12 protein-coding genes are annotated in these 11,592 nt (G+C 63.7%); 3 read left to right on the top strand and 9 right to left on the bottom strand.

Annotated features, from left to right (window positions below; genetic code table 11):
* Positions 1-142 precede the first annotated feature (142 nt).
* Positions 143-934, bottom strand: a complete 792-nt coding sequence (locus tag ACFC25_RS20915; protein ID WP_376048694.1) for a GntR family transcriptional regulator — start codon at positions 932-934, stop codon at positions 143-145.
* Between the two features lie 173 nt (positions 935-1,107).
* Here ACFC25_RS20915 and ACFC25_RS20910 point away from each other — a divergent pair, with 173 nt between their 5' ends.
* Positions 1,108-1,401: an HPr family phosphocarrier protein gene (locus tag ACFC25_RS20910; protein WP_376048691.1), complete on the top strand. Its 294-nt coding sequence runs from the start codon at positions 1,108-1,110 to the stop codon at positions 1,399-1,401.
* 155 nt (positions 1,402-1,556) lie between these two features.
* Here ACFC25_RS20910 and ACFC25_RS20905 read toward each other — a convergent pair whose 3' ends face one another.
* The 5 genes from ACFC25_RS20905 to ACFC25_RS20885 all read right to left on the bottom strand — a co-directional run bounded on the left by ACFC25_RS20905 (position 1,557) and on the right by ACFC25_RS20885 (position 6,776).
* Positions 1,557-1,958: a cytochrome c oxidase subunit 4 gene (locus tag ACFC25_RS20905; protein ID WP_337348231.1), complete on the bottom strand. Its 402-nt coding sequence runs from the start codon at positions 1,956-1,958 to the stop codon at positions 1,557-1,559.
* Positions 1,955-3,682 carry a cytochrome c oxidase subunit I gene (ctaD, locus tag ACFC25_RS20900; RefSeq protein WP_337351191.1) on the bottom strand — a complete coding sequence of 576 codons (1,728 nt, stop codon included), beginning with the start codon at positions 3,680-3,682 and terminating at the stop codon, positions 1,955-1,957. Before ctaD ends, ACFC25_RS20905 begins: the two co-directional genes overlap by 4 nt.
* 10 nt (positions 3,683-3,692) lie before the next feature.
* Positions 3,693-4,565: a cytochrome c oxidase subunit II gene (coxB, locus tag ACFC25_RS20895; RefSeq protein WP_376048686.1), complete on the bottom strand. Its 873-nt coding sequence runs from the start codon at positions 4,563-4,565 to the stop codon at positions 3,693-3,695.
* Positions 4,566-4,749: 184 nt separating this feature from the next.
* On the bottom strand, positions 4,750-5,139 hold the full coding sequence (locus tag ACFC25_RS20890; RefSeq protein WP_066291471.1) for an iron-sulfur cluster assembly accessory protein: 390 nt from the start codon (positions 5,137-5,139) through the stop codon (positions 4,750-4,752).
* 206 nt (positions 5,140-5,345) lie between these two features.
* Positions 5,346-6,776: a dipeptidase gene (locus ACFC25_RS20885; protein ID WP_376048684.1), complete on the bottom strand. Its 1,431-nt coding sequence runs from the start codon at positions 6,774-6,776 to the stop codon at positions 5,346-5,348.
* 166 nt (positions 6,777-6,942) lie between these two features.
* Between ACFC25_RS20885 and ACFC25_RS20880 the strand changes: the two genes are divergently transcribed.
* A complete protein-coding gene (locus ACFC25_RS20880) occupies positions 6,943-7,545 on the top strand; it encodes a DUF3043 domain-containing protein (protein ID WP_376048702.1) in 603 nt (200 codons plus the stop codon).
* A gap of 87 nt (positions 7,546-7,632) precedes the next feature.
* Here ACFC25_RS20880 and ACFC25_RS20875 read toward each other — a convergent pair whose 3' ends face one another.
* Positions 7,633-8,703 carry a quinone-dependent dihydroorotate dehydrogenase gene (locus tag ACFC25_RS20875; protein WP_337348540.1) on the bottom strand — a complete coding sequence of 357 codons (1,071 nt, stop codon included), beginning with the start codon at positions 8,701-8,703 and terminating at the stop codon, positions 7,633-7,635.
* A gap of 122 nt (positions 8,704-8,825) precedes the next feature.
* Between ACFC25_RS20875 and ACFC25_RS20870 the strand changes: the two genes are divergently transcribed.
* A complete protein-coding gene (locus ACFC25_RS20870) occupies positions 8,826-9,830 on the top strand; it encodes an alpha/beta hydrolase (RefSeq protein ID WP_376048681.1) in 1,005 nt (334 codons plus the stop codon).
* On the opposite strand, the gene ACFC25_RS20865 is transcribed toward ACFC25_RS20870, so the two are convergent.
* Positions 9,818-10,663: an isoprenyl transferase gene (locus ACFC25_RS20865; protein WP_376048678.1), complete on the bottom strand. Its 846-nt coding sequence runs from the start codon at positions 10,661-10,663 to the stop codon at positions 9,818-9,820. The genes ACFC25_RS20870 and ACFC25_RS20865 overlap by 13 nt on opposite strands.
* 2 nt (positions 10,664-10,665) lie before the next feature.
* Positions 10,666-11,418: a DNA repair protein RecO gene (gene recO / locus ACFC25_RS20860; RefSeq protein WP_376048675.1), complete on the bottom strand. Its 753-nt coding sequence runs from the start codon at positions 11,416-11,418 to the stop codon at positions 10,666-10,668.
* Positions 11,419-11,592: the final 174 nt, after the last annotated feature.

Below are 11,592 nucleotides of genomic sequence, written 5' to 3'. Positions count from 1 at the left end.
TCCCAAATGGGACGGGGACTTCTTCGAAGGGCCGGTCCTTGGCCGCTAAAGTGGGACCCGCACATTAAGGAGTCCAACTTTTGGGGACCAGTTCAGTTTGGACCGGGCCTTTCTCGTTGATCGTCGTTTCGGGCGGCCGCGACTAGGTGTTGCGGTAGCCGGAGCCGTGGTGCCTGGCAGGCCTTGCCCCCGGGCGCTGCAGCGGTACCCAAAGCTTGTAACGGTCTGCCCTGTAGTAGGACACCGAATAGTCCACCATGGAACGGGCAACGAAGGCATGGCGCTGGATCTTGAGCAGCGGTGCACCGACATCGACGTTGAGGAGGCGTGCGGTGGAGGGTGAGGCGGCGGTAGCTTCGATCATGTCCTCCCCCCACTCCATCACCAGGCCGAATTGTTCACTGAGGACGTTGTACAGCGACGTTGGCGGTTCGCCGTCCAGCAACCCAGGAACGCGGTGGGCCGGGATGAAGTTTTCGTCCACGCTCATGGGTTCACCGTCGGCAAGCAGGAGCCGGCGGAACCGGACGAGGGGCGTGCCCTCATCGAGCTGGAGTTCGCGGGCCAGGAAGGCGCTGGCGCCAATTTGTTCGAAACTGAGGACCTTGGCCGCGGGAACCATTCCGCGACGCTGCATCTCCTCGCTGTAGGAGGTCAGCTTCACCTGCAGGTCGAGCTTGGGCTTCCGCACGAAGGTGCCAAGTCCGACCACGCGTTCGATGACCTCTTCACCCACCAGGGCATCGATGGCCTGGCGTACAGTCATCCGGGCCAGCCCGAAGCGCTCCGCAAGATCCCGTTCCGACGGCAGCGCAGATCCGGGCGGACAGGAGTCCGCTATGTACTGCCTGAGAATCTCACGGAGTTGGACATAGATTGCGGTCCCACTGCTGCGATCAATTTCACCGGCAACGGCGGCCGCGCTAGCAGCCATGATGCAGGTTCCCTGCTTGTCTCTTCACCCCTCAATCTTAAGTCAAACGCCGGCAGGTCTAGACCAGCGGCCATCCTCTATGCTTCGGTTTGGGCGCAGCCGCATGCGGACGGCTATATTGGACAGGAAATTTGTCGTCAGACGGAGGGGGCCGTCAGGGAAAAGGAGTTGCGTTGCCAGTTCACAAGGCAGTGGTTTCGGCATCGATCGGGCTGCACGCCCGTCCCGCCGCGGTGTTCGTCCGGGCAGTAACGGATACGGGACTGCCAGTCACCATTCGCAAGGCCGGTATCGAAAGCGTTGACGCCCGGTCGCTGCTGGAAGTGATGACCGCGGACTTCCACCACGGCTGCGAGGTTGAGCTGAGCATCAATGAATCGGCTGTAGACGCCCCTCATGGCCTCCTCGCCGCCGACGCAGCCCTCAAGGCCCTCGTGGAGCTCTTGGAGTCGCAGGGGGCTCAGTAAGGGCCGTGCAGCCTGTGCGAGGCAGCGCGGCGCTCCTGGCGGCACAGTGGCGCCGCCCCTCCCCCCAACGATTTAACGCATAACGACGGCGGGCCCCACCTTGAAAGGTGGGGCCCGCCGTCGTTATTGAGTCTTTGCTGCCAGTCTGGGAGGACCTAGTGTGCGTGGTCTCCGCGGCTGTACTCGTAGACCCAGCCAACGAGCGCTACCAGAGCAAGTCCGGCCGCGACGTACGTAATCCAGAAACCAATGGCCAAGCCAAGGAACCCGCCCGCGCAGGCAAGGCCGAGTACCAGGGGCCACCAGCTCCAGGGACTGAAGTGCCCCTGTTCGCCGGCACCCTCGTGGATCTCGGCGTCGTTGCGGTCCTCGGGACGCATACCGACACGCTTGCCGGTGAAGCCCAGGTAGCCGCCGATCATTCCGGCGAGCCCGCCCACCAGGAGGATGCCCAGCGTGCCTACCCATTCATGCCAGTTGGTCAGGAAACCGTAAACCAGGGAGACCGGCACGAAGAAGAAGACTCCGGCTCCAAAAATCCATGATTCGATCTTCACTTGGCAGTGTCCTTCTGGTCGGCGTTACCGAGCACCGCTGCAGCCGCAGACGGAGACTCGACGGTGTGGATTTGCGCCAGCTCGGGGTGGTGCAGGTCCAATGCGGGACGTTCCGAGCGGATCCGCGGCAGGGACGTGAAGTTGTGGCGCGGCGGCGGGCAGGACGTGGCCCACTCAAGCGAAGCTCCAAAGCCCCAGGGGTCGTCCACCTCGACACGCTCCGAGCTGCGCCACGTGATGTAGACGTTCCAGAAGAACGGAATCAGCGAAGCTCCCAGAACGAAGGAGGAGATGGTGGAGAACTGGTTCATCCAGGTGAAGTTGTCCTCCACGAGGTAGTCAGCGTAACGACGGGGCATGCCCTCGACACCGAGCCAGTGCTGGATCAGGAAGGTTCCGTGGAAGCCGAGGAACAGGAGCCAGAAGTGGATCTTTCCGAGCCGCTCGTTGAGCATCTTGCCAGTCCACTTGGGCCACCAGAAGTAGAAGCCGGCGAACATCGCGAACACCACGGTGCCGAACACGACGTAGTGGAAGTGCGCGACGACGAAGTAGGAATCAGAGACGTGGAAGTCCAACGGCGGCGAGGCCAGGATGATGCCGGTCAGGCCACCGAAAAGGAAGGTGATGAGGAAGCCAATGCTCCACAGCATCGGGGTTTCGAACGTGATCGACCCGCGCCACATGGTGCCGATCCAGTTGAAGAACTTCACCCCGGTGGGCACCGCGATCAGCATGGTCATGAAAGCGAAGAACGGCAGGAGCACCGAACCGGTCACGTACATGTGGTGCGCCCACACGGTCACGGACAGGGCGGCGATGGCGATCGTAGCGTAGACCAGGCCCTTGTAGCCGAAGATCGGCTTGCGGCTGAAGACCGGGAAAATCTCGGAGACGATACCGAAGAACGGCAGGGCGATGATGTACACCTCGGGGTGGCCGAAGAACCAGAAGAGGTGCTGCCACAGAACGGCGCCGCCGTTCTCCGGGTCGAAGATGTGGGCACCGAACCGGCGGTCCGCACCGAGGGCGAACAGAGCCGCGGCCAGGGGCGGGAAGGCCATGAGGACCAGGATGGCCGTGACCAGCGTGTTCCAGGTGAAGATCGGCATCCGCCACATGGTCATGCCCGGGGCGCGCATGCAGATGATGGTGGTGATGAAGTTGACCGCACCGAGGATTGTGCCAAAACCGGACAGTGCCAAACCGAAGACCCAGAGGTCACCGCCGATACCCGGGCTGAACGTGGTGTTCGACAGTGGTGCGTAGGCGAACCAGCCGAAGGATGCAGCACCCTGCGGGGTGATGAAGCCCGAGACGGCGATGGTGGAGCCGAAGAGGAAGAACCAGAAAGCCAGTGCGTTCAGCCGCGGGAACGCGACGTCAGGTGCACCAATCTGCAGGGGCATGATGACGTTGGCGAAGCCGGCGAACAGCGGGGTGGCGAACATCAGCAGCATCACGGTGCCGTGCATCGTGAACAGCTGGTTGTACTGTTCCTTGGTCTGCAGGATCTGCATGCCGGGCTCGAACAGCTCGGCCCGGATCAGCAGGGCCATGACGCCGCCGAGGCAGAAGAACACGAAAGAGGCGATCAGGTACATGTACCCGATGGTCTTGTGGTCTGTGGAAGTGATCCAGTTGACGACGATGCGTCCCTTGGATTTAGGAACCACGGGAGCGGTGAGCACTCCGGTGGGTGCGGATTGAGTGTATGTAGCCACGTCGCTCCCCTTACTTAATTTCGTTCAGGTTCGGGTTGCGGTCGTACTCTTCGCCGAGGAGACCCGTGTTGCCAGCATCGCGCAGTTCGTCCATGTGGGCCGCGAATTCGGCCTCGGACACCACCTTCACGCGGAACAGCATTTCGGAGTGGTACTCGCCACAGAGTTCGGCGCACTTGCCGTCGTACGTGCCCTCTTTGGTGGGGGTGAACCTGATGTAGTTGGTCTTGCCCGGGATCATGTCGCGCTTCTGCAGGAAGGCGGGAACCCAGAACGAGTGGATGACATCGCGGGAGTTCAGTTCCAGGTCCACGGACTTGCCAACGGGCAGGTACAGCGTGGGGAGCTTCTCTTTATCGATGGTGTCGCCGGTGAGGTGTGCCTGCACCCCGGCCTCATGGACGTCGTCTTCGACGATGTCGCCGGCCTTGTAGTTGAAGTCCCAGGCCCACTGCTTGCCGCGGACGTCCACAACGACGTCGGCGGGCTGTGAGCGGTCATCGATGGCCTGCTGGTCGCGGTCGGTGAAGTAGAAGAACACCAGGACCATGAACAGCGGGATGGTCAGGTAGAAGACCTCAAGCGGCAGGTTGAAGCTGATCTGCTTCGGGAAGCCCTTGGTCCCCTTGCGGCGGCGGTAGGCAACCAGGCACCAGACGATCAAACCCCAAGTAATGATGCCTACAACAAGTGCGGCGATCCATGAGTTGACCCAGAGGTCCATGATCCGGTCAGTGTGATTGGTGGTGCCACGCTCGGTGGGCAGCCACCCCTTCTCTACCTCTGGCGAACATCCAGTCAAAACCAACGCGCCGGCAAGTGCCAAGCCTGAGATCGAAGTGATCGTTTTGCGTCGGCTGCCGGTTCGGTTCTGCGAACTCACAGACGGCCCTTCCTACTTGTTGCTGTTACCCGGCAACGTTGGCTGCCCGGGCACACTAAAAGTTTTACTACTCGGTGTAGAGCTTACCGCTCCGCCGGGCGTTTCGCCCACATGTCGGCACAGTGCGGCCGTGCCGTTTCGGGCACGGCCGCACGAGGTGCCGCCATCGGGCGAAAAGTCCGGGTCAGTGGAACGAATCCCCGCAGGCGCAGGAGCCGCCGGCGTTGGGGTTGTCGATGGTGAAGCCCTGCTTCGAAATGGTGTCCTCAAAGTCAATGCTGGCGCCGCTGAGGTAGGGCACGCTCATCTTGTCGACGACGACTTCAACGCCGTCGTAGTCGCGGACGGCGTCGCCATCGAGCAGGCGCTCGTCAAAGTAAAGCTGGTAAATGAGTCCCGAGCAGCCGCCCGGCTGGACAGCGACGCGGAGGCGGAGATCGGTCCGGCCTTCCTGTTCGAGGAGGCTGCGTACCTTGCCTGCGGCGACGTCAGTCAGCTTGACCTCGTGGGCGGCCAGTTCATCGCTGGCAGCGCTGGTGGTTTCGGTGCTGTTCTCATTGGTTGCGGTGCTCATTGGCCTACCTTCTTAGGACGGTCCTCGGCGGCCCCGCATCAGCGGTGCCTGCCCCTACGGAAACGGTATGGGCTATAGCTACATGCTACGTCGGTCAGACGTATAGCTCTAACTCCTGACGTAACCGTGGAAGGCTGATTGTTGTTCCCTGGGCGTGGCTCGCACCCCCGACGGCGGCGGTGGACTCCTCGGCCGCCGTCGAAAGTTCAGTCCAGCCCGTCGGCATTCAGGCGGGCAAGCAGCAGCGCCTCCGCCACGATGGCATTCCGGAAATCCTCCAGGTGGAGGGATTCGTTGGCGCTGTGCGCCCTGGAATCAGGGTCCTCCACGCCGGTGACGAGGATCTGCACGGCCGGGTACAGCTCGGTCAGGTCTGCGATGAACGGGATGGAACCACCGATTCCCATTTCCACGGCAGGCACACCCCAGGCTTCGCGCAGTGCCCAGAGTGCCAGGGAGGCTGCTTTGGAGGACGTGTCTGTCAGGAACGAGCTGCCGCTCTCCCCCGGCGTAAACACGACGTTCGCGCCAAACGGCACGTGGGCCTCGACGTGCCGACGCACGGCGTCCATCGCGTCGGCGGGAACCTGGCCCGGCGCGATCCGGAGACTGAACTTAGCCCTTGCTCGCGGCAACAGCGTATTCGATGCCATATCCACGGCCGGGGCATCAAAGCCGATGATGGACAGCGCAGGCTTGGTCCACAGCCGCGAGGCGATGCTGCCGGAGCCCGCCAATTTGACACCCTCAAGCACCGAGGCGTCCCCCCGGTATTCGGCTTCCGTGAGGTCCACGGCCACGTCGTCACGGGACACCAGGCCGTCGATGGCCACGTTGCCCTCTTCATCGTGGAAGGTGGCAATGAGGCGTGCCAGCAGCGTAGGAGCGTCCAGGACTGGGCCGCCGAACATCCCTGAGTGCACTGCGTGCTCCAGCACCTGGACTTCGATGGTGCCGTCCACCAGTCCGCGCAGGCTGGTGGTCAGGGCAGGAACGCCCACTTTCCAGTTGCTTGAGTCAGCCACCACGATCACGTCGGCGCGAAGCAGTTCCCGGTGGGCTTCGAGGAAGGACCGGAAGGTGGGCGATCCAGCCTCCTCTTCGCCCTCGAAAAAGAACGTCACGCCCAGGCCCAGATCGTCCGCGAGGACTTTGGAGACGGCCGAGTAGGCCGCCACGTGCGCCATGATTCCCGCTTTGTCGTCGGCAGCGCCCCGGCCATAGAGCCTGCCGTCCTTTTCGACGGCGGCAAACGGCTCCGTCTCCCACAACGCCGGATCTCCAGGTGGCTGAACGTCATGGTGGGCGTACAGGAGGATGGTCGGCTTGCCGTTCGAGGCCTCGCGGCGGGCGACGACAGCGGGCCCGCCCGGAGTGCCGTCTTCCTTGTCGCACCGGAGGATCCGGACGTCTTCCACGCCCGACCGCGTCAACAGATCCGCCACGGCCTGGGCGCTGCGGTCCAGGGGTTCGGGATCGAAACTTGGCCAGGCGATGCCGGGAATGGACACCAGTTCCTTAAGTTGGGCCACGGTGGCCCCAAACTCCTGGTCGATAGAACGGCGGAGTTCCTCGGCGTGGATGGTGCCTGCAGGACTGCCGGAGTTGTGCGGGGTCGCCGCTGTGGGAGAAGTCATGGCAAAACCCTACCTGCGCCGGGCACAGCGTGGGCCACACCACAACCCGAAGCTGTTAGGCACTTTCGGCGACGTCGGGCACAAAGATATGGGACTGCCCGCGCGTGACGCCGGACCCCCGCCGTCACGGGGCCGGAGGCACGCCGCCGCAGGGTATTCTGTTGGGGTGTTCGGACGTAAAAAGGAAGCGCCCTCGGCGCAGGAAATCATAGACCAGCAGGCCGCGGAAGCAGCCGCCCGGCAGGACGCCGCGGCAGGCAAAGGTGTGCCCACTCCCAAGCGCAAAGCGCAGGAAGCAGCCCGCAAACGCCCGCTGGTGCCGGAGGACCGCAAGGCCTCCAAGGCGGCTGAACGCCAGGCAATCCAGGACCAGCGGCTGAAGATGAGGCAGGCACTGGACACTGGTGACGAAAGGTTCCTGCCGCTGCGGGACAAGGGCCCGCAGAAGCGCTTCGCCCGCGACTACGTCGATGCCCGCTTCAGCCTGGGCGAGTACTTGATGTTCGGCGCACTGGTTTTTGTCATCATTTCGCTGCTGGTGCCGTCCACCAGTGATCAGATGATTTACGTCCTGGGCGGTTTCTGGGTGATGTTCCTGGCCGTTTTCGTGGACGTCTTTATCCTGTCCCGCAAGCTCCGTAAGCGGCTGGCCGCGAAATTCGGCGAGGTGGAACGGGGCGTTGTCTGGTACGGCTCCATGCGGTCGCTGCAATTCCGCAAACTGCGTTTGCCCAAGCCGCTCGTCAAGCGCGGCGAATACCCCTCCTGAACTTTCCGGCCGGTGCACACGCGTCGGCCCTGAGCTACGGAAAACCCCGGCGGTGATACCGCCGGGGTTTTTTGTCTCTGCGGAGACTCAGGCCCGGCGGTTCTTGGCGAGCTGCCGGTTGATCCGTGCCGCCCAGAAGGGCCCTTCATAAAGGAAGGCTGTGTAGCCCTGGACGAGTGTGGCACCGGCATCCAGGCGGTCCTGGACATCCTGGGCATTCTCGACGCCGCCAACGGCCACCAGCGTGAGGGCACCTCCTGTGGCGTCCCTCAGCCGGCGAAGCACCTCGAGCGAACGCTGCTTAAGTGGGGCGCCGGACAGGCCACCGGCACCGCATTTTTCAACACTCTCGGGCGGCGAGCTAAGCCCGGAGCGTCCGATGGTGGTGTTAGTGGCAATGATGCCGTCCAGTCCAAGGTCAAGCGCCAGGCGTGCGACGTCGTCGATATCTTCGTCGCTGAGGTCAGGCGCAATTTTGACCAGCAAGGGAACGTGCCGGCCCGCAGCCCGGTCAGCTTCCTCCCCCACCGCTGTCAGCAGCGGGCGAAGGCTCTCAACGTCCTGCAGCAGCCGCAGCCCGGGGGTATTGGGCGAACTGACGTTGACTACCAAATAGTCGGCAGCGGGCGCGAGGCTCCGGGCACTGACCAGATAGTCCGCGACGGCGTCCTCGAGTTCAACGACCTTGCTCTTGCCGATATTTACGCCGATGACGGGACGGACGCCGGGGTGCCTGCGCTGAAGCGCGGCACGCGCAGCCTTCAGCCGCGGCTCAACGGTGGCAGCGCCGTCGTTATTGAAGCCCATTCTGTTGATGACCGCCCGGTCCTGGACCAACCTGAAAAGGCGGGGCTTCGGATTGCCCGGCTGCGCCTGGCCCGTGATGGTTCCTACTTCCACATGCCCAAAGCCCAGTTCCGTGAGAGCCTCTATTCCGTGGCCTTCCTTGTCAAAGCCCGCCGCGAGGCCAAACGGCGAGGGGAAGGTAATCCCGAAGGCCGTGGTCTGCAGTGACGGCGACGGTGCAGTGAACTTCTGTAGGATCCTGCCGGCACCGGAGGAATGCGCAAGCCTGATGCCCTTGAATCCGATCTTGTGGGCGCGTTCGGCGTCCATCCATGAAAAGGCCAGCTTAAAGAATGTGGGATATACGCGCATGCCTCTAGTTTTCCGTCTGCGACGGCACAGACCAAACCGGAACCCCAATATCGGCCAATACGCCGGCTGGGTGTCGGAGCAAGCGGCTACTCATGAGTAGGGACGCGGACTAGCATAATTCCATGATCTGGCACCCGGATATCCTTGGTGACGACTTTGAAGCGTGCAGCTTCGAGGCGGCCGGTGATGACGGTGTGGCGCGCACCGCGACGCTCGTGAGGCACCGCCCGGCTGGTGCACCGATCACAAAGGCTTCCAGCCGCCGTCGGGCAGTGCTCTTCCTGCACGGCTGGAGTGACTACTTTTTCAATGTGGACCTCGCCCGGTTCTGGACAGAGCGAGGCTACGAATTCTTTGCCCTGGACATGCACAACCATGGCCGGAGCCTGCGGCCGGATGCCCCCGGCGGCTATGTGGCAAACCTCGCGGACTACGACGCGGAGATCAGCAAGGCAATAGGCATCATCAGCGGCGACGGGCCGGAGCCGGAGCTCACCATGATGGGGCATTCCACCGGCGGACTGGTTGCCGCGCTGTGGGTGAGCGACCACCCTGGGGCCGCCTCGCATCTGATCCTGAACAGCCCATGGCTGGAAATGCATGGCAATTCGTTGGTCCGCCGTGCCGCCTCCACCATGGTTGGACCCATGGCCCGCTTCCGGCCCGAGGCCATATTGCGCCTTCCCGAACGGGGCTTCTACTGGCGCACCATCAGCAGTTCGGCTGAAGGCGAGTGGGCCCTGGACGACCGATACCGGCCGCCGATGGCATTCCCGTTGCGTGCGGGCTGGCTAAGCGCCGTCCTTGCCGGGCACGCGAGGGTGGCGCGGGGCCTGGGCATTGAGATCCCCATCCTTGTCCTCCTTTCGGGAGGAAGCGCGAATGGGCCCTTCTGGACGGAAGAAATGCGGCGCACAGACGCCGTCCTCGACGTTAACATCATTGCCCTGCGGGCATTGACGTTGGGGCGCACAGTAACGGTGGAACGGATCGACGGCGCCCTGCACGATGTCTTCCTCTCGCCGGCCCGGGTCCGCGCCGATGCGTACGCCCGGCTGGAGCGATGGTTGCGCGGTTACGCCGGGGCAAGCTCCAATGACACCGCTCGGGATTCCTACCCGGGCTGACCCTTTGCAGCGCTGCCCGGCGACGCGGCATCCACCGCACCACCGTAGCGCCGGTCCCGCTGGGCGTAAATTTCGACGGCGTCCCAGAGGGTCCGCCGGTCCACATCAGGCCACAGCGTGTCCATAAAGACAAACTCGGCGTACGCTGACTGCCACAGCAGGAAGTTGGACAACCGTTGCTCCCCCGAACTCCGCAGGAACAAGTCCACGTCCGGCAGGTCCGGTTCGTCGAGATACTTCTGGATCGTCTTCTCGGTGATGGCGCCAGGCTTGAGCCGTCCCGCCGCCACCTCGGCGGCGATCGCCGATACGGCATCGGTGATCTCGGCGCGTCCGCCGTAATTAACACACATGTTCAACGTGCACGTGCTGTTGCCGGCGGTGTATTCCTCCGCCTCTTCCAGCTCCCGAATGACCGAACCCCACAGCCTGGGCCGGCGTCCCGACCAGCGGACCCGCACGCCCCACGCGTCCAACTGGTTCCGCTGGCGTCGTAGCACATCCTTGTTAAAACCCATCAGGAACCGGATCTCTTCGGGCGAGCGGCGCCAGTTCTCGGTGGAGAAGGCGTAGACACTCACATACTCGATGCCGAGTTCGATGGCACCTGCCATGACATCCAGCAACGCTGGCTCCCCCGCCTTGTGCCCCTCAATCCGGGGCAGTCCGCGCTGGTTGGCCCAGCGGCCGTTGCCGTCCATCACGATGGCCACGTGCCGGGGAATGAATTCGGCAGGAATCGACGGCGCCAGCGCACCTGAGGGGTGCGGGTACGGTGCTACCACGGGGGTGGTCCGCTTTCGGGACGGGCTGTTCTTTCTTCCCAAGGCCACAGTCAGCTACGCTCCACATGTTTGAGTGATTTCACGACACGTTCCAAGTGCCATTGCAGGTAGGCCGCTACCAGTCCGGCAGCTTCCCGTCGATGAGCGGGCAGCGATCCATCCGCCGTCGGCCAATCCCCTGTCAGCAGGGCACCCAGCAGGACAACGGTTTCCGCTGCCGGCGCAGGAGAGCCGGGCGGGCGGCAGTTGCCGCACACCATCCCGCCTATGGGGGCCGAAAACGCCGTGTGCGGTCCAGGGGCGCCGCAGCGGGCACAATCCGTAAAGCTGGGAGCCCAGCCGCCGGTGGCTAGAGCCCGCAGAAGGTAGGAATCCAGAATCAGCCCGGCGGAGTGTTCATCCCGGCTCAGCGATGCCAGCGCCCCTACGAGCAGGTTGTACTGGGCCGTTCCCGCTTCGCCGTCGACGTCGGTAAGCTTTTCGGCGGTTTCCGTCATGGCCGCGGCCACCGTGTAGCGGCCATAGTCCGCTGCGATACTTCCGCCGTAGGCGCCCTTGGCGACGGCCTGCGTGACGATGTCCAGCGTTCTCCCGGACACGAGCTGGAGGTCGGCCACCATGAACGGTTCAAGTCTGGCGCCGAAACGGCTGCTCGTCCGTCGCACACCTTTGGCGACGGCCCGGATCTGCCCGTGGTGCTTGGTCAGCAGCGTGATGATGCGGTCGGCCTCGCCCAGCTTGTGGGTGCGGAGCACCACGGCGTCATCCCGGTAGGACCGGGCAGCGAAGGATTGTTGGACCACGCTTAATCTTCCCATTGTCTGGCGGAATGCGGCCCATTGGGACGGGCAGGCGTTGGGGGGGGGGGGGGGGGGGCCCCCCCCGGGGGGGGGGGGGGCCGGGGGGCCCCGGGGGGGGGGGGTGTGGCGCCATTAGATGCGAAGGGGCGGTGAAACGAGGTGTTGTGTGTGAGGGCA

The organism is Pseudarthrobacter sp. NPDC055928, from assembly GCF_042270935.1.
GTDB lineage: Bacteria > Actinomycetota > Actinomycetes > Actinomycetales > Micrococcaceae > Arthrobacter.
The sequence above is the reverse complement of the archived record's forward strand: the minus strand, read 5'-3'. Positions and strand labels throughout refer to the sequence as shown.

Excerpts from the sequence above, each read along its gene's own strand:
- ACFC25_RS20885 (WP_376048684.1), bottom strand. The coding sequence starts at position 6,776 with ATGACTTCTCCCACAGCGGCGACCCCGCACAACTCCGGCAGTCCTGCA.
- ACFC25_RS20875 (WP_337348540.1), bottom strand. The coding sequence starts at position 8,703 with ATGCGCGTATATCCCACATTCTTTAAGCTGGCCTTTTCATGGATGGAC.
- ACFC25_RS20915 (WP_376048694.1), bottom strand. The coding sequence starts at position 934 with ATGGCTGCTAGCGCGGCCGCCGTTGCCGGTGAAATTGATCGCAGCAGT.
- ACFC25_RS20870 (WP_376048681.1), top strand. The coding sequence starts at position 8,826 with ATGATCTGGCACCCGGATATCCTTGGTGACGACTTTGAAGCGTGCAGC.
- ACFC25_RS20890 (WP_066291471.1), bottom strand. The coding sequence starts at position 5,139 with ATGAGCACCGCAACCAATGAGAACAGCACCGAAACCACCAGCGCTGCC.